28 protein-coding genes are annotated in these 20,656 nt (G+C 34.9%); 10 read left to right on the top strand and 18 right to left on the bottom strand.

All coding sequences use genetic code 11. The features are described 5' to 3' along the window. Nucleotides 1-253: 253 nt before the first annotated feature. Together B2R82_RS12580 and B2R82_RS12585 are read right to left on the bottom strand one after the other, a co-directional pair. Nucleotides 254-1,762, bottom strand: a complete 1,509-nt coding sequence (locus B2R82_RS12580; RefSeq protein WP_286925185.1) for a hypothetical protein — start codon at nucleotides 1,760-1,762, stop codon at nucleotides 254-256. 10 nt (nucleotides 1,763-1,772) lie between these two features. Continuing rightward, nucleotides 1,773-2,567, bottom strand: a complete 795-nt coding sequence (locus B2R82_RS12585; protein ID WP_286925186.1) for a hypothetical protein — start codon at nucleotides 2,565-2,567, stop codon at nucleotides 1,773-1,775. A 290-nt stretch (nucleotides 2,568-2,857) separates the two neighbouring features. Between B2R82_RS12585 and crcB the strand changes: the two genes are divergently transcribed. The 3 genes from crcB to B2R82_RS12600 are packed head-to-tail and all read left to right on the top strand — an operon-like array spanning nucleotide 2,858 to nucleotide 3,906. After that, complete coding sequence (gene crcB, locus B2R82_RS12590) at nucleotides 2,858-3,220, top strand: fluoride efflux transporter CrcB (protein ID WP_286925187.1); 363 nt, start codon at nucleotides 2,858-2,860, stop codon at nucleotides 3,218-3,220. After that, on the top strand, nucleotides 3,217-3,546 hold the full coding sequence (locus B2R82_RS12595; protein ID WP_054772118.1) for a fluoride efflux transporter FluC: 330 nt from the start codon (nucleotides 3,217-3,219) through the stop codon (nucleotides 3,544-3,546). Before crcB ends, B2R82_RS12595 begins: the two co-directional genes overlap by 4 nt. A 15-nt stretch (nucleotides 3,547-3,561) precedes the next feature. Continuing rightward, nucleotides 3,562-3,906 (top strand): hypothetical protein, encoded by a 345-nt coding sequence (locus B2R82_RS12600; protein ID WP_283868301.1) that lies wholly within the window; start codon nucleotides 3,562-3,564, stop codon nucleotides 3,904-3,906. 28 nt (nucleotides 3,907-3,934) lie between these two features. Here B2R82_RS12600 and B2R82_RS12605 read toward each other — a convergent pair whose 3' ends face one another. The 5 genes from B2R82_RS12605 to B2R82_RS12625 all read right to left on the bottom strand — a co-directional run bounded on the left by B2R82_RS12605 (nucleotide 3,935) and on the right by B2R82_RS12625 (nucleotide 7,140). Continuing rightward, a complete protein-coding gene (locus B2R82_RS12605; protein WP_286925189.1) occupies nucleotides 3,935-4,636 on the bottom strand; it encodes an SIR2 family NAD-dependent protein deacylase in 702 nt (233 codons plus the stop codon). Nucleotides 4,637-4,831: 195 nt separating this feature from the next. Then, nucleotides 4,832-5,368 carry a DUF2812 domain-containing protein gene (locus tag B2R82_RS12610; RefSeq protein ID WP_286925190.1) on the bottom strand — a complete coding sequence of 179 codons (537 nt, stop codon included), beginning with the start codon at nucleotides 5,366-5,368 and terminating at the stop codon, nucleotides 4,832-4,834. Continuing rightward, nucleotides 5,368-5,685 (bottom strand): PadR family transcriptional regulator, encoded by a 318-nt coding sequence (locus B2R82_RS12615; protein ID WP_286925191.1) that lies wholly within the window; start codon nucleotides 5,683-5,685, stop codon nucleotides 5,368-5,370. The genes B2R82_RS12610 and B2R82_RS12615 overlap by 1 nt, the downstream gene beginning before the upstream one ends. 285 nt (nucleotides 5,686-5,970) lie before the next feature. Next, nucleotides 5,971-6,804, bottom strand: a complete 834-nt coding sequence (locus B2R82_RS12620) for a CbrC family protein (protein ID WP_286925193.1) — start codon at nucleotides 6,802-6,804, stop codon at nucleotides 5,971-5,973. A gap of 27 nt (nucleotides 6,805-6,831) precedes the next feature. Further along, a complete protein-coding gene (locus B2R82_RS12625) occupies nucleotides 6,832-7,140 on the bottom strand; it encodes an antibiotic biosynthesis monooxygenase family protein (RefSeq protein ID WP_286925194.1) in 309 nt (102 codons plus the stop codon). An 87-nt stretch (nucleotides 7,141-7,227) separates the two neighbouring features. Here B2R82_RS12625 and B2R82_RS12630 point away from each other — a divergent pair, with 87 nt between their 5' ends. Then, nucleotides 7,228-7,917, top strand: coding sequence for an ArsR/SmtB family transcription factor (locus B2R82_RS12630; RefSeq protein WP_286925195.1), 690 nt, complete (start codon nucleotides 7,228-7,230; stop codon nucleotides 7,915-7,917). Here the strand turns inward: B2R82_RS12630 and B2R82_RS12635 are convergent. Further along, nucleotides 7,914-8,822 (bottom strand): DMT family transporter, encoded by a 909-nt coding sequence (locus B2R82_RS12635; RefSeq protein ID WP_286925196.1) that lies wholly within the window; start codon nucleotides 8,820-8,822, stop codon nucleotides 7,914-7,916. The genes B2R82_RS12630 and B2R82_RS12635 overlap by 4 nt on opposite strands. Before the next feature lie 155 nt (nucleotides 8,823-8,977). Between B2R82_RS12635 and B2R82_RS12640 the strand changes: the two genes are divergently transcribed. The 3 genes from B2R82_RS12640 to B2R82_RS12650 all read left to right on the top strand — a co-directional run bounded on the left by B2R82_RS12640 (nucleotide 8,978) and on the right by B2R82_RS12650 (nucleotide 10,885). Next, nucleotides 8,978-9,649 carry a response regulator transcription factor gene (locus B2R82_RS12640; RefSeq protein WP_286925197.1) on the top strand — a complete coding sequence of 224 codons (672 nt, stop codon included), beginning with the start codon at nucleotides 8,978-8,980 and terminating at the stop codon, nucleotides 9,647-9,649. 545 nt (nucleotides 9,650-10,194) lie between these two features. Next, on the top strand, nucleotides 10,195-10,731 hold the full coding sequence (locus tag B2R82_RS24165) for a sensor histidine kinase (RefSeq protein WP_422655557.1): 537 nt from the start codon (nucleotides 10,195-10,197) through the stop codon (nucleotides 10,729-10,731). Beyond that, entirely contained in the window at nucleotides 10,724-10,885 is a 162-nt protein-coding gene (locus tag B2R82_RS12650) for a sensor histidine kinase (protein ID WP_286925200.1), read from the top strand. The genes B2R82_RS24165 and B2R82_RS12650 overlap by 8 nt, the downstream gene beginning before the upstream one ends. Nucleotides 10,886-10,935: 50 nt before the next feature. On the opposite strand, the gene B2R82_RS12655 is transcribed toward B2R82_RS12650, so the two are convergent. The 5 genes from B2R82_RS12655 to B2R82_RS12675 all read right to left on the bottom strand — a co-directional run bounded on the left by B2R82_RS12655 (nucleotide 10,936) and on the right by B2R82_RS12675 (nucleotide 14,080). Next, nucleotides 10,936-11,490 carry a ferric reductase-like transmembrane domain-containing protein gene (locus B2R82_RS12655; protein ID WP_286925201.1) on the bottom strand — a complete coding sequence of 185 codons (555 nt, stop codon included), beginning with the start codon at nucleotides 11,488-11,490 and terminating at the stop codon, nucleotides 10,936-10,938. Next, nucleotides 11,491-12,366 (bottom strand): FAD:protein FMN transferase, encoded by an 876-nt coding sequence (locus B2R82_RS12660; RefSeq protein ID WP_286925202.1) that lies wholly within the window; start codon nucleotides 12,364-12,366, stop codon nucleotides 11,491-11,493. 37 nt (nucleotides 12,367-12,403) lie between these two features. Beyond that, nucleotides 12,404-12,646 (bottom strand): hypothetical protein, encoded by a 243-nt coding sequence (locus tag B2R82_RS12665; protein ID WP_286925203.1) that lies wholly within the window; start codon nucleotides 12,644-12,646, stop codon nucleotides 12,404-12,406. Nucleotides 12,647-12,658: 12 nt separating this feature from the next. Next, on the bottom strand, nucleotides 12,659-13,300 hold the full coding sequence (locus tag B2R82_RS12670; protein ID WP_286925204.1) for a copper amine oxidase N-terminal domain-containing protein: 642 nt from the start codon (nucleotides 13,298-13,300) through the stop codon (nucleotides 12,659-12,661). Between the two features lie 165 nt (nucleotides 13,301-13,465). After that, entirely contained in the window at nucleotides 13,466-14,080 is a 615-nt protein-coding gene (locus tag B2R82_RS12675; RefSeq protein WP_286925205.1) for a DUF2306 domain-containing protein, read from the bottom strand. Between the two features lie 540 nt (nucleotides 14,081-14,620). Here B2R82_RS12675 and B2R82_RS12680 point away from each other — a divergent pair. The 3 genes from B2R82_RS12680 (at nucleotide 14,621) to B2R82_RS12690 (ending at nucleotide 16,314) form a co-directional block, all read left to right on the top strand. Beyond that, the gene (locus B2R82_RS12680; RefSeq protein ID WP_286925206.1) at nucleotides 14,621-15,487 is read left to right on the top strand and encodes a cation diffusion facilitator family transporter; all 867 of its coding nucleotides are present in this window, start codon (nucleotides 14,621-14,623) and stop codon (nucleotides 15,485-15,487) included. A 362-nt stretch (nucleotides 15,488-15,849) separates the two neighbouring features. Continuing rightward, a complete protein-coding gene (locus B2R82_RS12685) occupies nucleotides 15,850-15,963 on the top strand; it encodes a YjcZ family sporulation protein (RefSeq protein WP_376781198.1) in 114 nt (37 codons plus the stop codon). A 240-nt stretch (nucleotides 15,964-16,203) separates the two neighbouring features. Continuing rightward, a complete protein-coding gene (locus B2R82_RS12690; protein ID WP_286925208.1) occupies nucleotides 16,204-16,314 on the top strand; it encodes a YjcZ family sporulation protein in 111 nt (36 codons plus the stop codon). A gap of 278 nt (nucleotides 16,315-16,592) precedes the next feature. Here the strand turns inward: B2R82_RS12690 and B2R82_RS12695 are convergent, their stop codons facing one another. The 5 genes from B2R82_RS12695 to B2R82_RS12715 all read right to left on the bottom strand — a co-directional run bounded on the left by B2R82_RS12695 (nucleotide 16,593) and on the right by B2R82_RS12715 (nucleotide 20,585). Continuing rightward, entirely contained in the window at nucleotides 16,593-17,294 is a 702-nt protein-coding gene (locus B2R82_RS12695; protein ID WP_286925209.1) for a CPBP family intramembrane glutamic endopeptidase, read from the bottom strand. A gap of 5 nt (nucleotides 17,295-17,299) precedes the next feature. Further along, nucleotides 17,300-17,749: a MarR family winged helix-turn-helix transcriptional regulator gene (locus tag B2R82_RS12700; RefSeq protein ID WP_286925210.1), complete on the bottom strand. Its 450-nt coding sequence runs from the start codon at nucleotides 17,747-17,749 to the stop codon at nucleotides 17,300-17,302. A gap of 573 nt (nucleotides 17,750-18,322) precedes the next feature. Beyond that, complete coding sequence (locus B2R82_RS12705; protein ID WP_286925211.1) at nucleotides 18,323-19,219, bottom strand: NAD(P)/FAD-dependent oxidoreductase; 897 nt, start codon at nucleotides 19,217-19,219, stop codon at nucleotides 18,323-18,325. Nucleotides 19,220-19,245: 26 nt separating this feature from the next. After that, complete coding sequence (locus B2R82_RS12710) at nucleotides 19,246-19,560, bottom strand: thioredoxin family protein (protein ID WP_286925212.1); 315 nt, start codon at nucleotides 19,558-19,560, stop codon at nucleotides 19,246-19,248. A gap of 128 nt (nucleotides 19,561-19,688) precedes the next feature. Continuing rightward, entirely contained in the window at nucleotides 19,689-20,585 is an 897-nt protein-coding gene (locus B2R82_RS12715) for an NAD(P)/FAD-dependent oxidoreductase (RefSeq protein WP_286925240.1), read from the bottom strand. Nucleotides 20,586-20,656 lie beyond the last annotated feature (71 nt).

The following is a 20,656-nucleotide window of genomic DNA, read 5'->3' on the forward strand; positions in this document are numbered from 1 at the left end:
AGAGCATGTGTCTCTTATAAAAGGCAAAGTGTAAACCATGCCTTTTACTGCAATAGAAAAAAGTTAGGCATGGACAATGTATGCAAATGTGTTTTGAAATGATACTGTTAAATTATACATTGTCATGCCCTCCTTTACTTGATTTGTTATAGTGTTCTTGAAGATTATCACACTATAGAAATATTTGTCAACTATCTTCCTGTTATTTTTTACGTTTTCCAAGAAATAATTAGCGCTTTAAAGCAATGAATTACTATTTTGTGATTTCAAAAGCTAATCGAATAGCGGGCATTGCAGAACCAGGATGATCTGTGGAATAGGTTAATTGTGGAATCAAGGTCATATCGGTCTCCTTTTCCTGCTGCTTATAAATACCAGGATATAAATCAATTAAATGATATCCAATATCGCCTGTTGCAATGACATCAAAAGTTAAATTTCCTTGGCTATTAAAGGCACATAAATAACCTGTATATGCATTGTCATACGTTAAATAATAGGCATTATCAAACTCAGTCCAGCCACCGCCCTTTATAGTAATGGAAATTTTTGTACCAACAGGACCTGATTTTGGAGAGAATTCAACGATAGAAGGTAAAACTCGTAAATAGGCTTGCCCATAAACTTGATCTTCTGCCACTAAATCGAGGCGATGGGGTATGCCTCCTAAATCATCAGGGACTGTAAAATCATATTTTAATTGCCCGTTTTCATCCGTTTTAACTTTTTCTAGTAATGCTGTTTCCTCCCCAAAGCCTTTACCGCTTACTCTGCTTCCTTTCATTGTATTCCAAATAAGCTTTATTTCGGTGTCCTTAGGTAAACCAGAGGATGTCAGTGTTACAGGTTCGCCTACTATCCCTTCATTTTTAGTTAGCTTCACCTTAACACCCTCATCCTGCTGCAATTTTGGCATGTCAACACCGCCTGATGCAGCCACTGGTGCTTCTTCAATATGATTAGCAATAGATGGTGCAACCCCATCAGTAATTGTAAATATGAAATCTGGTGCTGGTTTGTCTGGATATGGTGACTGTAAATAATTTATATATTGCATTCCTAAGTATCCTGTACGAAGACGAATGGCATGATCACCTACAGAGCCAGCAGCACGAATTTTCGCCTCTGCTGTGCCATTTGTTGAAATTCCTGTAATGAGCCCTGTATATTTATTATCATAGGTTAATTGCCAATTGCGCATATATGTGCTCCAACCAAGGCCTTCCATTTTAATCTTAATTTCTGTACCTACAGGACCGGATTTCGGCTCCATGACAAACGATGGATCAACGGTATAACCAATTTGGCCGACTTTTTCCCCTTCCTGTTTGACCCATAATGTAAAATCCCCGCCAAAACCTTCAGGTACATTAAACTTGCCAGACCATTTTCCTGCTGAATCCGCGGTACCTTGCTGTAAAATTATTTCTTTTTCCGTAAACTTTGGACCAACAACTGTATACAAATCCTCAATAAGATATTCTCCCTCGACAGTATTCCATACTAATTCAACTGGTTGATCTGCCTTTAACTGATCGACATTAAATGTAATTTCATCTCGGACAAACCCTCGGACTTTTGATAAGGAAATATTGTTTAGTAATTTTTTCTGAGCTGTTTCTTGTTTTTTGGCATCTACTATAGGTAATGAATTTTGCTGTTCATTATGGGCTTGCTCCCCTTTATTTGAACAAGCTATTAAGGTTAAACTAGTTAATAATACAAGCATGAAGAGCAAAGGCATTTTTAATATGTGCTTCATAAAAACCCCCTTATTGAACAACGACTAGTTTTGCTGTCATATCACTGTGACCTGCACCACAAAAAACACTACACATCATATTAAATTCTCCAGCTTTTTCAGGTATAAATTTCACAGTGCCATCCTTCTCTAAATTAACATTTAATCCCTCAACAGTAATACCATGCATACCTTCCTCAGATTTTAGTGAAAGTATTACTTCCTCTCCTGCTTTTACATAGAAAGCTTTTTCTCCATTTGGACCATTGAACTCAAAATTTTTAGCAATTATAGCAACGTTTTGATTTATTTCGACAGCAGATGCATCTGCCTCAGCGGAAACTGGCTCTTCTTTTGGTACCTGTGCAACGTCTTCAGACACAATCGTTAATAAAGAGGGAGCAACATTAAAAGGCTTAAATTCTCCTTTTTGCTCTTTATATTCTGCTGTAACTGAATAATCAAGTGTACCAGTTGGAGTATCTTTTGTTACAGGATAGGCTACTACCCAAAAATTATCGTCACCATGCTTACCATATTTCATATCAAGTGTTTCTCCTGTAGATAGGTGTACTTGCACCTTTGCATCCTTTACTTGCTCATTTGTTAATCCATCTAATACATTGTTCCGGAAAATAATTTTATCTCCCGGCGAAAATCGGCTGGCTAGTACACATCCGCCTTGCTCAGTCACCGTATCCCCAGTAATAACAAGTGATCCTACAGCCTTCTCTATGGCTGCTTCCTTTTCCTCTGAATTGTTGCATGCAATCAAAACAACCATCGTCGCTAACAGTAATGCAAATAATATTATTGTTTTTTTCATAGAAAACCTCCCATCATTTTTTATATTCTATTAAATAATGATAAATATAATTCTATTTCGATCCTTCGTATTTAGAAAAATCAGATAATTCATTCTCCAGTAATATCAAAACTATTTCCACTATAATTATATTGTTATATTAGTATTTTTTAATGGAAGTAGGGCATCTAAAATTTCCATAAATGATATCTCATGATAAAATCTTTATAGAATGTGAATTTTAAATCGCGGAGTCCCTTGAGACAACCTGGTGACTGCTTGTACAAGATAAAATTAAGGAGCGACTAACTTTGAAATCATTTTTAGCAGTGGGAATTGGGGGATTTTTAGGGGCCGTCAGTCGTTATAATCTTAGCCTACTTTTTCCCAATACAGGTGGTTTTCCAGTTACAACACTTTGTATTAACATAATAGGTTGCTTCTTTTTAGCATGGCTTTTTACTGCTTTTCCAAAGCGTTTCCCCATCGTATTAGGCATTGGGACAGGTTTTTTTGGTGCCTTTACAACCTTTTCGACATTTTCCTTAGAGACTCTATTACTTCTACAAGATCATCAATGGATACAAGCCCTACTTTATTGTCTCATAAGTGTTGTTGGTGGATTAATTTGTGCATGGCTAGGACATAAGCTGGCAAAGGGGCGTATCGAATGATTCTTATTGGTATCGGCGGATTTTTAGGTGCATTGACTAGATTTTATTTAGGGAAATGGATAGTTCATACATATCCATGGGCAACATTTTTCATCAATATAACAGGTTCTTTCGCACTTGGAGTTTTGTTTGCGTTACATCTAAGCGATTGGCTATGGCATTTTATTGGAATTGGTTTCTTAGGGGCCTATACAACCTTTTCAACATTTGGCTTTGAATCACTACAACTCGTTGAACAGAAGAAATGGAGCCATGCGATTATTTATATGAGTTCATCCATTTTGCTTGGAATACTTTGTGCGACACTTGGATTTTATATGGTATAAGAAAGGGGTGATTTTTTGATACCTTCAACATACGATTTACAAATACTTGAAACTGAAATTGAACAAACATTATATACCTTAATCGACTTAGAGTTAGAAGAAAATTTTCAGGAAATGAATAGCCTCTTTTCGAAGTTACTCGCCAAAGTTCAGGCAGCACAGCTAATCGATTATAAGCTTGATGTTCTTGTTGATCCACAATTATTTGCAACAGAAACAAGTATTCTACTGCGAAGCTTAATAGAAGCAAAAGCAAGACCTCATAAAAGACAAAGACTGCTTACACATCGAATGGTTTTGAAAATATGGTTACGTAAAAATCAACGATTTATGAAGGAGTTTTTACCACAAATGTTTTAGGCGCCTGTCGATTTCTAGGCGCCCTCTTTTAAATTTGCACTTGTTGCAACACTTCCTTTGTTTTCCCTTCGATAATTAAATCAAACGGTACTGTATGCTGTGTGATATCTAAATTGATATAGACAGTTTTCCCTTTTGTCATCGTGGGGAGCTGATTCACAGGATACACTTCAAGGCTGGTACCAATGACAAGTACAAGCTCTGCTGATTGAATAGCCTCCATCGATCTGTGCCAGCTCTCTTGAGGTAAACTTTCACCAAAAAGTACAACATTTGGCCGTAATTTTCCATTACAATGTCTGCAGCTCTCCTTATTCAAAAAACAGTTCATTGAAGCGGCTTGCTGACAGCGGTGACAGCGAATCGAGCGAATCGAACCATGTAATTCTTCCACCTTCTGACTTCCTGCCAATTGATGAAACCCATCTACATTTTGAGTCATCACTAAAGATACAATGCCACGCTTTTCCCAATCCGCAAGTATTTTATGACCCTCATGTGGTGCTACATTTTCTAAATGTTCAATGCGCATTTTATAAAATTCATGAAATAATGTATAATTTTGTGCCAATGCCTCAGTAGTGGCTACTGTACGAGGATCAATATTTTGCCACCATCCTGATACTGAACGAAAATCTGGTATACCACTTTCTGTTGACATACCAGCCCCTGTTAAAACAACTGTCTTTTTTGAGGACTGTAACCATTCACCTAATTGTTCAATTGACATTTTTCATTCCTCCATTACACTAACATCATAGGATATGAGTTAAGAAGCGCTTATTATAGTAACTATGACATCTTAATTTCTTAGTCTCAATAGTTTTCAACAAAATATCAATTTCGCCTTAGCAAAATTGTAGCTGCCGCTATACTTTCGACACAAAAACATTTGCTGAATAAAGATAAAAGAACAACTAATCATTCAGCTGTTCACTCGCATACTCTTCCACATATGATAGTAAACCCCACCAGAAGTCATCAACGCTGGAACTGTGATAATAAGAGAACAGGCAAATCCTTGCTGTGCAATGTGTTGAAGTGTTCCTGACGACACTGACATCCATATCCACAGAATCATTGAGATTACTAGCATAATAGATGCCACGATATTAACAGGCTTTGCTAGACGGGCTAATTTATCGATTGCAGACTCAGCATCACTATAGATAGGGGTAGTTCCTGGTGTCGCCTTAAAAATATGCATATCTGCGCTTGAACAAACATGTGTCCACCCACCAAATGCAAATAGCTCAAAATATTCATCTTTTTCATCTACAGGTAATGTACGGTAATCAATATTATAAATAACGTCTTCTGCTTCACCCTTCTCGAGCTCATAGCCAGCAAATCGAAATCTTTTTAAATGCCAACCCTTTGCAGCCTTTTTACTTAATTTCTTCATATCGAGCTCCTCAAAAAAAGCTAAACCATTTGATGCCATATAGCTCCTCTTTAACACTAAATATGCCCCCTTTGTAATCCCTGCTCTGCCATATAAATCATACCCTTTCTTCTTTCTATATCTTGAAGTAATATGTCACGGCCTTTACGAGTTAAGATATAGACCTTGCGACGAGAATCTGTGTCATCATGAATTTGAATTAATTTCTCAGCTATTAGTTTTTTGATAATGGTATATAGGGATGCTGGTCCAACGATAAATGTTCCCTTTGTCTTTTCCTCTATTAAGCTCATAACAGCGTAGCCATGACGAGGCTCGGTTAATGCTGCCATAATATAAAAAACCGAGTCTGTTAAATGCTCTAAAGATTTCAATATCTACACCTCCAATATATCACAAAATGATATATCACAAAACAATATATCATTTTGTGATATGAATAGCAATTAGATTGAAAACGTCCACTAAGTGATTAACTTAGTAGACGCCTTTTATCTTCATTCAGTAATTGTTTGGACATCCACTGAAAAAACCAAAACTGCATTCATCTCACCATCTGTAGAGGCGGGAGTCTTCTGTTAAATCGAATTATTGTATCGTTGAAAAAAATCGGTCAAATATTTTCCTCCTTTGTTCAACAGATTTTCCACTGCATCCATTTAACTAAAATCAGAATACAGAACATAATGACCACATTCTAAGCATTGAAATAAATACCCTTGATGATGACCATTATTCACTAATGATTCGGATAACTCTATTGTAGAAAAAGCAGTAAAATTTTCAAATTGCTCTGTAATGCCTCGCTCCAATAATTCACGCCAACCGACATAGCCAATAAAGGCACAATAATCCGAGCAATGAGCCACCCAATTATTGCCTTGCCAGCTAACATATCCTGGTGTTCTATACATGACTTCGTCAGTATAATTTGGATTTACAACATTCTCATCATTTATGAGATCCTCCTGGAAAGAACCATCGTATTTTCTAGCGGCTGCACCACTATGTATACATGTTGGACAAAGATACTCAGCCCTTTCAATGGCATAAATACCTCCAGTATAATAAACATCTACTTCCTTCTTACAGCAATCACATGTAACAATTTTCTGTGCTTTAAAAATTTTAGATTGTAGTGGGGATGGTAGATATTTAAACTTTGGTATTGCCGTTTTTGTTTCACCCTCTCTTATTTTACAAGGATACAAAGGCTTACTATAATTTGGATTATCCATATAATATTTTAGGGATCCATATTTCTTTCGATCTTTCTTATTCTCTAAATCCATTACTGTGGTAAAAAGCTTATATGCCTCAGGGTACATTCTAAGTAAACAGTAGATTTCAACGAGTATTCTTACATTTCCCTCTGTTTGCTCTTCAAGTTTCACCTGTTCTTTAAATTCATGCATTTGATTTATACTAGCTGGATCAGATGCATTGAAATTTTTCCGTTGTTCGTGCCATTCTTCTAAAATAAACGTAGTCATATAGCAACTCCCTTTATAAAAGGTTCATTATTTGGTGAAAGAATATTCTTTCATGACCTGACAAATTTCCACTTGATAGTGTGTATACCAATTCTCTTTCCCAAATTGCTGTGCAACTAAGTGCTTGGCATTTTCCTTCCACGCTTGAATAGCCTCTAACGTTTCCCAATAGGATACCGTCATTCCCTTCCCTTCGGCATCTCTAACACCTTCTACACGAATAAAGCCTGGTTGCTTTTGTGCTAGGCTATCCATGGCCTCTGCCATCTTAGCATAGCCCGCTTCATCCTTTTCCGTTCTTTGTGATGTAAAAATTACCGCATAATACGTCTCCATGTATTTACTCCCCTCTCTATATGTATTATTGTAAACGATAAATACTGTTACGAAAATAAAACATCGATTAAGAAAGGATTGTGACAAATGGGTATTAATCCAAACATTGCTGAAATTGCTTCCCTTCTAGGTGAAACCTCAAGAGCCACAATGCTTGCTAGTATGATGGATGGCCGCTTCCATACAGCTAGTGAATTAGCATATATGGCCGCCATTAAACCTCAAACAGCTAGCTTTCATCTCGCTAAGTTAGTGGATGGCAAGCTTGTCAATGTAGAAAAGCAAGGTCGTCATCGATATTTTCGGCTAGCAGGTGAAGACATTGCACAATTACTGGAATCCTTCCTAGCAATGTCTCCGCCACCTGAAGTGCGTACATTAAAGCAATCCAGTCAAATGAAAGTTCTACAGGATGCTAGAACCTGTTACGACCATTTAGCTGGTAAATTAGGTGTGCAATTAACAGAATCATTGCTTAAAGCTAGTTATTTAGAGCTAGACCAAAAACAGTTTGTCATTACAGCTGAAGGTGTACAATTTTTTGCGGATTTCGGTCTGAATTTAGATGAATTAAAAAAAATGCGTCGTTCATTTTCTCATGCCTGCTTAGATTGGAGCGAACGGCGATATCATCTTGGTGGAGCGCTCGGTCACGGACTGCTGACACATTTATTCAACCTGGAATGGATTACGCGTATCCCATCCATCCGAGCTATTAAAGTCACTGAAAAAGGTCGAGCCGGCTTTAAAGAAGTTTTTAACATGGATATAACCTAGACTAGACTTTTATCGTCTACCATCTCTTCGCGGAGATTTTTCTTATCTTTTGCAGAAAAATTACGATTTACTAAATAGATTCCAGCAATAATAAAGACACCTCCTACTACTAATGAAGGCTTAAGGGGATCATCTAACAGTGCCCAGCCTGTTAATACTCCAAAAAAAGGGGCTAAAAATAAAAAAGCACTCGTTTTGCCAGGATCACTATTTTGTAGAAGATAATACCAGCCAGCAAATTGAACAATCGATGAGAAAATACTTAACCATAACAAAATAAAGATAGAAGTCTGATTCACAATTAAAAATGGTTGCTCAAGCAAGAAACTGGCTAGTAATAGAATGAAACCACCAAAAAGCATTTGATAGGCTGATAAAACCCAGGTATCAAATAAAACACCCCATTTTTTAGCTAGCAATGTTGCCACTGCCCAAAAAACTGCAGATAAAATACCAAAAATAAGACCGATTTGAATGGTAACCTGTGCCCCCATTGTAATCATTACGCCAATTAATCCTAGCACAACACCACACCATTGATATGTCCGGTAACGTACATTTGTAAAAAGAGTGGCAAATATCACAACGAGTAAAGGGTTTGTAAACGTTAGGATGGAGGATTCACTTGCTGTAATCGTGCGCAAACTTAAAAAAATACAGCCCATAACACCTGCTGTTTGACACGCCCCGATTAGTAAAATCTTTAACCAACTACCTTTTGAGGTTGGATGAGGCCTCCTGAAAGCTATTACAATAACAGCCATTATTGCCCCTGCTAGTAGAAATCGGAGTGCAGCTAATAGTAATGGCGATGAATAAGGCAAGCCTAACTTAACAATGGCAAAGGAAGATCCCATTAAAAATGTAGTTAGGACTAATAATGCAATAAATTTATAAATATTCATTGATGTTCCTCCTTTTTTATATTTAAGAACATTATAGATAGGAAAAGCTTCAACTCTCATCGAAGTATGGAATACAAATTAGCGAATTTTTCAGTTTCATGTCATTTTTCAAACGTATAGTTTTAGCTAAAAAGCACAAGTGGGAGGAAACAACCTTGAAAATATTAGTAGCAGAAGATGATGCAAGGCTTAGAAGAAATATTGTATATATATTAAAAAAGGAATTTCATCATGTTACAGAAGCAGAGAATGGGCAGGACGCACTAGACCATACTCATACTGAGATATTTGATCTTGTTATTTTAGACTGGATGATGCCAAAACTAAGTGGAATTGAAGTTTGTCAACAGTTGCGAAACACTGGGTTTAATGGCAGTATTTTAATGCTGACTGCAAAGGATGATACCGATGATATCATTAAAGGTCTTGATAGCGGTGCAGATGATTACATCGTAAAACCATTTAAAATGGAGGAACTATTAGCAAGAGTTCGAGCATTGCTCCGAAGAAAAGATAAAGTCATTGAACAGGTCATCCAAATTGACCATTTACAACTACATGTAGATTCCCGTGTGTTTTTGTACAATAATAAAGTGATTGACCTAACTAAAAATGAATTCTTACTTTTAGAATATTTATTTATGAATAAGGGGCGTATACTAACAAGAGAACAAATTTGTATTTATATTTGGGGCTATGATTATGATGTTTCGAATAATTCCTTGGACGCATTAGTCAAACTTGTTCGAAAAAAAATTGATGATGGTCAATCCAAATCACATATTCAGAATGTAAGAGGTATTGGCTATAAATTGAGGGATAATTAATGTTTCAGACAACGAGAAAAAAATTAGCTTATATAAATGCAACGCTTTATTTTCTATTATTTTCACTTTTTGTTATTGTTCTTTATTTTTCACTCGTTAAACTTATGGAAAATCAACAAATGAAAGAATTAGAGGACTTTTATGTAAAGCAGGAACATGATTTTTTTGAGCATGTTCATGCAAACAAAAAAATGTTAAGCTATGATCCAAATCGTAATTTTTTTTACTATATTTACACAAAGGATGGTCTGTTTGTCCATGGTGATGAATCCTATAAGGGCTTAAAGCAGCAGATTGAAAAGGTCTTCAAGAATAGCAGTCCAAGCGCTAACCTTGTGAAACATTTTGAGTGGCAGGAGGAGCATTTTTTACTTGAAAAAAAGCCAATTTTCAGCAACGATGAGGTAGTTGGCTATATTATCGTTGGTAAATCTGTGACGTCACAGCAGCACTTTTTCCAAAATGTAAGATATTTACTAATAGTATTAACTTGTATTTCCACGGTCTTAATTGGGCTACTGAGCTATTATTTAGCTGGTAAAGCAATGATACCGATTCAATGGTCCTTCAATAAGCAAAAAAAGTTTGTATCTGATGCATCTCATGAATTACGAACACCACTCAGTATTTTTTATAGTTCACTTGAAATTTTAGAGGCAGAAGAAGCTGAGCATTTAAGCCCTCTAGGGAAGGAATTAATTGCGGATTTAAAAGATGAGACAGAAATAATGAAAGAGCTAATCGATAAACTACTCTTCTTAGCAAGGCACGACCAACAGCAGGTTTCTTCTACCAAAGAATTCATACCATTATCTAGCTTACTTGAAAAAGTGAGTGTAAAATTTCAAAGGATTATGCCGGCTGATATACAATTTTCAACTGACATTCAAGAAAACATACAGCTCCTTGGCGATGCTTCAAAAATACAAGAGTTGCTTTATATCTTATTAGACAACGCCATTAGATATACAAATAGCGGAAAAATAACACTTACGCTCTTAAAAAATCAAGACATTGTAAAAATTACAGTTGCGGATAGTGGTATAGGTATGTCGGAACAGGAACTACCTTTNNGTGTTTGAACGATTTTATCGAAGTGATGCTGCTCGTCAACGAAATGGCACTGGTTTAGGACTAGCCATAGCAAAGGCAATCGTTGAGCAGCATAATGGAAAAATATATGCAACAAGTCAATTTGGTAAAGGCACTACATTCCATATCGAATTCCCTTTGTGACATATTTACATCAGCTTATCTCTTTTTCTAGAAGATAAGCTGATGCTTTTTTATTTATGATGTGACGTTGAAACGTCTACCTTTTTCGTCAATTGACCTACTGTTCTTGCTATCAAAATCGACAGTGTAAGCCCAGCAGAGATTAAATAAAACAAAAGAATTACAGGGTTTTCTGAATCAGTCCCAATAAGCACCCCATGGGCAAGTGATAAAGCCCATGCTGGTAACACAAGAAAGTGAATTTTTTTCCATATAGAGCGATTCATCGTTCGAATCCATACATCTGATGTCAGAATTACGATTAAAAATAAATAGAATGCTATTGTCCCAAGAGCCGATGAGAAAGGTTGATAGTTAGCGGTAAAAGGAAATAAAATCTCCCCTAAACGATATGGCTCATAGTGATCTATTATTAGCACAAACATATGCCCTATTACCGTGATTAACCCTAACCACCCTGCATTTTGATGTATATGATAAATTAAATTTTTATGTGATTTTACAAACGGTGATTTTCTCAACAAGCCAAAGATAATAGAAACAGTAAAATAAAAATACGCTAAAAACCCTAATAAACGAATCCAATCCCATGTACTTGTAAGCATTTAGTTCACTCCTGTCATCCTCCAAGTAGCTGTGTGCCCCTCTTTTACAATAAAGCGTGCACTTTTCATACAATTTTTCTCAAACCATTGTTGCAACTCAGCTTCTTCCAATAGAAAGCAAAGTTTTGCACCAACCTCTGCATCACATAATGAGGTTGTTACAACAGAAGCTTGTAATACATTTGTCTCTACAACTTCACCCGTTTGTCCATTCAACAAATGATGTTTCTTTGTTGTCCCCTGCACCCAGCTTCGGTAAACTCGATTTGATGTAGCAATAGCACCTGTTTTCATTTTAATCGAACTAATTTCCTTATCAATATCCAAGGCATCTGCAACACCGATTGTCCAAGTTTTTTCTCCTGCAGACCACATTTGCATATCCCCGCCCCCATCAATTAGACCAAAATCAGCCGATATTTCTTCCTTCAACCAATTAGCCAATTTTTCTATGGCATATCCTTTAGCAAATCCACCCAAATCAATTTCCTGTTCTGCTACTTTCATAACTTGCTGGTTCCCTAGAAATTGGAATGGTTTTCTCGCAACCAGCGATTTGTTTTGATAGGTAGTACTTGGAGTTGCTATAAATGGGAAGGATACATGATAGCCATGCTGTTCCATTTGCATTTTAAGGTATGGAGAAAATAAACCTTGCGTAAGCTCGAAATAGTTATCTGCTTGTACAAGACAATCATATAACATAGAGTTTATGCACAACGTTTCTCCAATTTTTAAATCATTTAATTGCGATAATTCATTGTTTGGTCGAAACCGTGACCATTCTTTTGCTACGTATTGCAGCCATTTCTCTGCTTTGTCTTTCCACGTGTCGTGCATACCTTTTGGCATAGCAATATAAAATTCCGTATTCATTATTTGCAAAGCTAGTGTCTCCACACAACCAACTCCATTAAGTTCTTTTCGTTTTTCGTTCACTTTTGACAGCTGCTTGACTTGTAATTTCAAAATTTGTCCAATCAAGTTGCACGAGCTCTTGTTCTCTTTCTGTCATATTTTCCTGATCTAAATTTTGTATATTGTTTGAGCGTGAAGTTTCAGCCTGTGTTGGGCTGTTTATTTGAGTTAGTAATGCTGCAGATAAAAGTATCCCTGATGCACCTAAAACCCATTTTGCCTTTTTTGGATCTTTCATAATTCTACCCTCCTATTTTGTAATTGAATGACCAATAAATGTTTGAGTGCTTTCTTGCCATTCAGCTATATAGCCTAAACCATTCGTGATTGTACTAATCGGTACATACAATTCTTCATTTACATAAAATGCTTGTGCAGGAATAGGTGTTTTAACGTTGTTATCATAGGCTACATTTGTTCCAGCACGAAAAATTAACTCATTAGTTTGATCTTGGATATCTAATATTTTACTTGCTTGATAAAAGGTTGCTTTTGCTCCTAAAACCTGTGCTATTGCTTTTCCAGGTACAAAAAATTCTCCATCTTTAGGTATAACAAAAACGTTCAATACCTTATTTGTTCCGTCTAACTTGAAAGTAACATTTTGAGAGTTTGTGAAAGGTAATATTTCTTTATCTGCGGTAACAGTTCGAGTCCAAATATTCCAGGTCCCTTTTTCACTTACTGCATCTTGAAAATAATAAGTTTCACCTTCATTCTCATCATCATCGTACTCGTATTCGTACTCATAATCGTCATCATCGTCATCGTCATAGTCTTTATACTTCTCATATTTTTTATCTTCATGTTTGTGATCATCTGCATGTACGACGATACCATTTGTAGTAAAGCTTGCGGCAATTAGTACGATTACTAAACTTAGTTTCTTCATTATCAATTCCTCCCTTTGTCTTCATTGTAGGCGTCAAAAATGAAAGGAAACTGAATTTTTTCAAACAAAGTTAAAAAAGCCATCTCCATGAACAGATTTCACTGTCACAGAAATAGCTTAGGTGCATAAATCTACTCCGTTTAATTTAGCTACATTTACTAATGCTTATAAGCATATTTTCTTCCTAATAATTATCTCCGCTACTAGAAGATTAATCATCCAGCATAACCAGACTGCTATGATATAGGAAATTTCATAGGGCATATTAATTAAGTTATATGTAATGGCGACAATGATATAAATCAACATGTTCGAAAAGGTAAGGAAGAAACTTCGAATCATCCATTGACTATGTAAAGTTACTTTTTGTTTCTTAATATACCAATAGCCAAGGCATGTCGTTGCAAGCCATAAACTATTTAAAATAAGGAATCCTATTGTACTGAGCCATCCACCAGTGGCAAAAAATGAAACATAGAGACCAGGAATGAAATTCAAGATAATGGATAATACATAGAATCGACCATTCCAACGGTGGAATGTCATAGATTTAATTCGAATTTTTTTCATAACCCCTAATGGACCAGTAAGCAACGAAATAATAGCTAGCAAAATATGAAGTCGTATCATGAATATCCATAGTGATTCATCAGCAAGAAGTGAATCCTTTTTAGAAATAAATTTTTCAAAAGTAGGATCAACCATAAAATTTTTTGAAAATGTGTGAAGTACCCACATAATCGAGACAATTATTAGCAAAATTCCAATGTTTCTTTTCATTCAACCTATTCCTCCATTTAGGAAAATAAACTGTAACAATCAAATCACCTCCATTTTAACATATAGCAACAAATATTATCTGTGGTGGTTGAAACTAGTTATTTTGAAAGAAATTTTTAAGAGTTCTTTAGTTTTAGAAGTTTTATCCATTCCTCCCGTTCGGTGCATTATTTTGTCTTATACTCTTATGTTTGGTGGCAGTTTGAATAGTTGAATTTTTATATCGAGTTGGTCTTAAACTATCTTCTCACAATTAAATTTCTAATATGGTACATAAGGCTTCTGATGCATTTAAAGGGATCCATTTCAACCATTTTAATTTTGTTGATATTTTATCAATTTAAAGCTTTAAACCTCAGCACTGTTCTTACTATTTTGAGACCATGGTTTATGGGTACTATTGTTATTCAAAAAAACTTTGTCTAGTCCAACATTTTTTCATTTGCGTTAATTAATAGATATTGGGAAAAAACGTTGCTATAGACCCACACGGAGTATGACTGTTATCATAAATTCATATTCATTAGGAGGTATTTCAATGTGAATTCTTCAAAAATCGCTTTTTTATCAGTTATTAGTAATTCTGCTATTGTTATTTTAAAAATTATTGTAGGTTTATTCACAGGATCGGTAGCAATTTTATCAGAGGCAATCCATTCTTTTCTAGATTTGCTTGCTTCATTAATTGCTTTTTTCTCTGTCAGAATATCCAATAAACCAGCTGATAAAGACCACCCATACGGACATGGTAAGGTTGAAAATATTTCTGGAACAATTGAAACACTTTTAATTTTTGTTGCAGGAATTTGGATTATTTATGAATGTATTCATAAAATTATTGAACCTACTCCAATAAAGCTTCCACTTTTAGGTATAATTGTCATGGTGTTGGGCGCTATAATTAATATTTTTGTATCAAGAATTGTGTATAGAACTGCTAAAAATACTAATTCGGTAGCAATGAAATCGAATGCACTTCATTTACTTACAGATGTCTATACTTCATTAGGCGTGGCCTTGAGTTTATTAATTGTTCATTTAACTGGTTGGTATATTTTAGACCCGATTATTGGTATTGTATTAGCTTGTTTTATTATGATAGAGGCTTTTAAAATGATGAAAGAAGCATTTCCTCCGCTATTGGATGCAAGATTGTCAAATGAAGAAGAAGGGAAAATTATACAAATCATTGAAACATTTAAGGATGAATATATTGAGTACCATGATTTTAGAACAAGACGATCGGGTGCTGAGGAATATATCGATTTTCATTTAGTAGTAGAATCGCAAAATAGCATTGAAACAGTACATGATCTCTGCGATCGTATAGAAGATAGGATTAAAAATATCTTTCAGAATGCCAATATCCTTATTCATTTAGAGCCAGAAAATGAAAAAGTAAACTAAATGACCGAAAACTGACCTGATAGGAGCATTTGTTTTCATAGTTTAGTTACTTCTTTGACTGGTAACATTCAAAAAGTTAGTGCGTGCATTTTCTTAGTATCCCCTTTACAATTACTGTAATTCACTCTTACATCTATCCTTACATACAATGGGTCTGAGGTTCTCTCTCGCCCATTGTCTTTTTTAAATGCATTACAGTCCCATAATAAAAAACCACCACAATATTCCCTTGAAAACAGACCATTCAGCAAAAAAAACAATCCTTTTTTATTGGATGAATACCTCTGTAATTTCTACAACCCAACATATTATAGATTTAAAAGGAGGGATACTTTATGGGATACTATGGTAATGTAGGAGGCATAAATAACAATTGCTATTATGGCGGCAGCAGCGGTTATAACGGCTCATCATTCGTCCTAATTGTTGTTTTATTTATTCTTCTGATTATTGTCGGGGCATCTTTCATGTATTAATTTAAAAAGCCTTTCATGTATTTTATCTAAAAAGTCTCCGTTGCTTTAGAATTAAATAGTGAGTAAAAGGGTATCTAGCTTTACTCCACCTCATGACAAGGTCACTTTTACAAGAGTGACCTTTTTTCATTAGACCTCTTGATGAAGCTATTAATTTATATATTTATTTAGTAGATAATTATCGCAGTTCATTTTATCAACTGTTCATATTATAGAAATATAGGAAGGGGGGAAGTTATTATGTCTCAAGGATATGGCAATGGTTATGGTTCTGGTGCAGGATTTGCACTAATTGTTGTTCTTTTCATTCTTCTAATTATTATTGGTACTAGTTTTGTAAAAGCTTATTAATAATAGCAGTTAGCGTCTTAGAATGAATAAAATTCAAGAAATTAACCTTTCCTTTCTAATATTTACAAAGGGTCCCTAGCCTCCGTGTGACCCTTTGAGTTATTTATCAGGTCTAATGATGATTAAAGCCTTCTTTAATGGGATCTCTACTTTAGTTGATGAACCTTGCTTCCCAGTCCTTGTAATCAATTTCCTATACTTTTTCTCTCATAGAAAGTTTCGTCAATATTTCTTACTTGTGAAACGGATATTTTAGTGATAATGATCTTTAAGTTAGATCATGGTAGTTTAGCATTTTCACGAGTTTGAATGGGCCACCATAGTAAATGGAAAAGCATATGGACTATTATAGCTGCTAATAAACTTCCATAAACAAAAGCTACTCCTGCGAAAATACCAACCCAAATATTCCCGATAATAGCATACACATACATGGATTTTTTGGGCCTGCTAGCAACAAGTTTTATAGATGGTAAATGGATGAGTGCAAATAAAATACTTGAAATAGCAATAGCTAACCATTCGCTAGTTACATTGTTTAAATTCATTAATTGACATAACCAAAAAAACAAGCTAAGTAAACTCCATCGAAATATGACTTCCTCTATAATTCCCCCATAAAATACACGACTTAATATACCTGCATTGGCATAATAAGTTTCAATTTTACCATATTCTTCTCTTGTTAAATTTGGTACAAAGTACATATAGTAGAATAGTAAGTGACCAATAGAACAAATAATTCCTAAACCGAAACCATATTTAATAATCTTCATAGCTTCGATTTGCTGTACTACCTCAATCTTAGGCACAATAAAAGCACCCATCATTGAAAAAATAATGGCTGTAAGAACATGGATTATTAATCGTTGCCGATCCGTTATATCATCTTCTTTAAGATAAATTTTTTCTGATTGATACATAAAATAAATACCAGGTATGCAGATAATAAATACAATAATCATGTACACCCAATTCATAAAAGCTACTCCCCCCTAACTTTGTTTTGTTCTTCTACTATCACCTCATAAATCTTGTTCACTACATACTCAAATTGATCGATTACTTCATCATCTAACTTAGAATAGTATTTTGACACGACCTGTTTATCCACTTCTTCAAATAGGTTATAAAGCTCTACGCCTTTAGAGCCAAGTGTTACATCAATTTTACGTCTGGATTCAGAATTAATTGTTCGCTCAATAAAATGCCCGTTCTCTAATTTAGACAATAATTGACTAATTGCACTAGCTGACATATTCATCTTTTCGGCCAATTCATTCACTGTTAAAATTCCATGAACATGAATATGCTCCATAATCAACGCTTGCTTTGGCGTTAACTTATATTCAAGTACTTCTTCATAATGATTCAGTAAGGCATAGTTTATCTGATCTAATGTTTGAAAAATATTCTTCATTCTTTCTACTAACATAAATACCCTCCAACATTTTAAATAATTAAATATTTTATGTTCATAAATTATTTAATTATTTAAAATTTTAATCTTACCACTTCTATTCTGTCAACTATGACCGAAAGGGATTACCACGGCTTAATGGCAAAAAAAGATTCTTTAATACACGCAAACCAAAGAATCCTTATAAAATACGCAGTATGCAGTTGTTAAAATTTTTAAATTTATATTAGAATGATTCTTCACAGTAGCTAAAAAAGAGTAATTTGTATTTCTTCTTGTTCATGACAAATTCGAGCTTCTTGAGATTGCGTTCTTAAATGCTAATATCATTTTCCTAAGAATTTCCATACAAAATGTCTGCCTTAATGAAAAGCAGACATTTTGTATACATTTTAATATTACTGGTAATGATTTTATTTCGCTTCGAGGTAACCTTTATGCCGTGAAGCAATCGTCATTTCAAACTTGCCTCAATCAAATGACGGTAAGAATAAAGGATTTTGCTCATGGGGAAAGAAGATATTTATGATTGTTTGCACCATTGGTATCTTTATCACATCGAACACATCCTAAGTAAGGCTATAAGATTTAAAACTTTTCAATTGAAATATCTGAATTAATTGTTATTGCCACTTGAATTCCCGTTGCTTCGGAAAGCACGATTTCTGTTGGTGCAGGCTGTGCAGCGTCACCGGCTGCATACACATTTTTTTCTGATGTTCTTCCGAAATGATCAACAACGATTAACCCTTGTTCATCTAAATCACAAGAAAATCCTTCACCAATGATATTTGTTGCATAAGAGGATGGAGTAATAAAACCTGCTTCCCGCTCAATTTCTAACCCATTTTGAAAGACGACACTATTCAGTACCCCATTATGCCCCTTCATTTCTTTAATCTTATTAGCAATCACATTTATTCCTTTATTTTCTAATTCCCTTTTTTCATTTTCTTTTATTTCATACCCATTTGTTGCTACGACTAAATCATTTGAAAAATTAAAAATTATTTTAGCAGTTTGTGCAACAGCACCTGTTTCATTTATATAAATCATTTTTTTATCCTTTAATTCCCAGCCATAGCCATATGGTGAAGTGAAAATACTTTTATTGTAATATTGATTAATATTCGGGATATCTGTCTGTATTTCAGTACCATCTGTCAAAAGGAGTTTCTCAGCAAGAAAGCTCTGGCCATCTTCTGTATAAATTTTAAAAAGCTTATTGTCAGATTGTTTAATAGCCCTAACATGTTGACTGACGATGGAATGAATAGTTGGATATTGTTTTAATTTCTCTTTTGCTGCTTGCATGAATTCAATGGCCGCATTCCCATTTCTTGAAATACTCTCTTGATGCTCGAATGAAAGGTGGTCATTCTTTATATCGAACAATGCGACTGATCGATTCGCTCTACCTAACAATAATGCTGCATTTAATCCTGCTGATCCTCCACCAATAATTGCACATTCAAAAATCCCCATCTTTTTCCTCCTGTTTTTACGACGAATCAAACTCCAATAACTTGCTTTAGGTTTTCTAAAGGAATATATCCAACAATTGGTTCATGTAATTTATTATGAATAATCAAACGTGAATGAGGGATCCCAAGAACCTGATATTCCGCTGCAATCTCCGGACTTTTGTCAACATTCACCCTTAAAATTTTCACCTTATTACCGTACTCTTCATCAAGTTGATTTAAAACCATTCCAAACATTTTACAAGGACTACACCACTCAGCCCAAAAATTTATAATCACAATTTTTTTAGTTTTTAGGTGTTCTCCTAATTCTTGCTTTGTTGTTATATGAGCAATTGCCATAATTTTTCCTCCTTCATGGAAATAAAAAATGTAAACATATAATATTCTTTAAGTGTTATACTTGAACCTACAATCCCCCTTTCAACAAACTTTAAAGATCTTTAATATCCATAATTAAAATAAAATTTTTAAATTGTACTATCGAAAACAATTGCCATCGCGGTTTTATAACCTTCAGCAGCTGCAACAATTAATGAAGACTGACCTAATTTTGCTGTCTCCCCCGCTGCATAAACATTTTCCTCGGTTGTTCGACCTGCCTCATCTATCACTATGCTACCATTTTCATTTATTTGACAACCAAGCTGCTCTGCAAATTGATTTGGTCGCACAAAATTAGGTACGATAAATCCCCCCACTCTTTCGATTTCCAGTCCTGAACTAAACACTACTTTGTTTAAATAACCGTCCACACCATTTAAGCTTTGAATAGGTTCAGTAATAACAGGTATATCTTTTCTTTGTAGTTCATTCAATGTCGGAGTAGAAACTCCATAACCATTTGTCGCTATTACTAAATCTTTTGACCAGTTATATAATAACTTTCCTTTAAAAAGGGTTTGTTCTTCATCCTCCGAAATGATAATTAGAGGTTTATCTCTTAGCTCCCATCCATCACAAGTTGGGCAGCTGAATAGGCTTTTCCCATAATAATTTTTTATATCAGGAATGGCTGGAAATCCCTCTTGAACACCTGTGGCCAATATTATTCTCTCAGCAACATACTCCGCTTCTTCTAACGTCTCAATTTTAAACAATCCGTTTGATTGCTTTGTTATATTCATCACTGTGTTTTGATAAAAATGAACTGAAGGGTATTTTTTCACATCTTTTAAAGCTATTTCTTTAAAGTCTGCTGGTTTAATGCCATCACGTGTTAGAAACCCATGTGATTCCTGCGTCACACGATTCCGATTTGTTCCATTATCAAATAAGGCGACATTTTTGCGGGACCTCCCTAAAATCAAACTTGCATTTAAACCGGCGCCGCCTGCACCTATAACTGCACAATCAAATGTTTCCATCATGTAAATCTCCTCCATAAGTTGTTTAGAATACATGTTTGGTTAACAAACATGCACTAGCTCCAAATTAA

Origin of the sequence: Lysinibacillus sp. UBA6686, assembly GCF_002455205.1 — a bacterium.
GTDB classification, from domain to species: domain Bacteria; phylum Bacillota; class Bacilli; order Bacillales_A; family Planococcaceae; genus Lysinibacillus; species Lysinibacillus pakistanensis.

What these genes read in the sequence shown, in the direction of transcription:
- B2R82_RS12700 (WP_286925210.1), bottom strand. Translation starts at nt 17,749, where the DNA reads ATGTTAGTAGAAAGAATGAAGAATATTTTTCAAACATTAGATCAGATA.
- B2R82_RS12695 (WP_286925209.1), bottom strand. Translation starts at nt 17,294, where the DNA reads ATGAATTGGGTGTACATGATTATTGTATTTATTATCTGCATACCTGGT.
- B2R82_RS12625 (WP_286925194.1), bottom strand. Translation starts at nt 7,140, where the DNA reads ATGGAGACGTATTATGCGGTAATTTTTACATCACAAAGAACGGAAAAG.
- B2R82_RS12670 (WP_286925204.1), bottom strand. Translation starts at nt 13,300, where the DNA reads ATGAAGAAACTAAGTTTAGTAATCGTACTAATTGCCGCAAGCTTTACT.
- B2R82_RS12620 (WP_286925193.1), bottom strand. Translation starts at nt 6,804, where the DNA reads ATGACTACGTTTATTTTAGAAGAATGGCACGAACAACGGAAAAATTTC.
- B2R82_RS12655 (WP_286925201.1), bottom strand. Translation starts at nt 11,490, where the DNA reads ATGCTTACAAGTACATGGGATTGGATTCGTTTATTAGGGTTTTTAGCG.
- B2R82_RS12660 (WP_286925202.1), bottom strand. Translation starts at nt 12,366, where the DNA reads ATGAATACGGAATTTTATATTGCTATGCCAAAAGGTATGCACGACACG.
- B2R82_RS12595 (WP_054772118.1), top strand. Translation starts at nt 3,217, where the DNA reads ATGATTCTTATTGGTATCGGCGGATTTTTAGGTGCATTGACTAGATTT.
- B2R82_RS12580 (WP_286925185.1), bottom strand. Translation starts at nt 1,762, where the DNA reads ATGAAGCACATATTAAAAATGCCTTTGCTCTTCATGCTTGTATTATTA.
- B2R82_RS12635 (WP_286925196.1), bottom strand. Translation starts at nt 8,822, where the DNA reads ATGAATATTTATAAATTTATTGCATTATTAGTCCTAACTACATTTTTA.
- B2R82_RS12630 (WP_286925195.1), top strand. Translation starts at nt 7,228, where the DNA reads ATGGGTATTAATCCAAACATTGCTGAAATTGCTTCCCTTCTAGGTGAA.
- B2R82_RS12705 (WP_286925211.1), bottom strand. Translation starts at nt 19,219, where the DNA reads ATGGGGATTTTTGAATGTGCAATTATTGGTGGAGGATCAGCAGGATTA.
- B2R82_RS12710 (WP_286925212.1), bottom strand. Translation starts at nt 19,560, where the DNA reads ATGGCAATTGCTCATATAACAACAAAGCAAGAATTAGGAGAACACCTA.
- B2R82_RS12605 (WP_286925189.1), bottom strand. Translation starts at nt 4,636, where the DNA reads ATGTCAATTGAACAATTAGGTGAATGGTTACAGTCCTCAAAAAAGACA.
- B2R82_RS12585 (WP_286925186.1), bottom strand. Translation starts at nt 2,567, where the DNA reads ATGAAAAAAACAATAATATTATTTGCATTACTGTTAGCGACGATGGTT.
- B2R82_RS12715 (WP_286925240.1), bottom strand. Translation starts at nt 20,585, where the DNA reads ATGGAAACATTTGATTGTGCAGTTATAGGTGCAGGCGGCGCCGGTTTA.
- B2R82_RS12665 (WP_286925203.1), bottom strand. Translation starts at nt 12,646, where the DNA reads ATGAAAGATCCAAAAAAGGCAAAATGGGTTTTAGGTGCATCAGGGATA.
- B2R82_RS12675 (WP_286925205.1), bottom strand. Translation starts at nt 14,080, where the DNA reads ATGAAAAGAAACATTGGAATTTTGCTAATAATTGTCTCGATTATGTGG.
- B2R82_RS12690 (WP_286925208.1), top strand. Translation starts at nt 16,204, where the DNA reads ATGTCTCAAGGATATGGCAATGGTTATGGTTCTGGTGCAGGATTTGCA.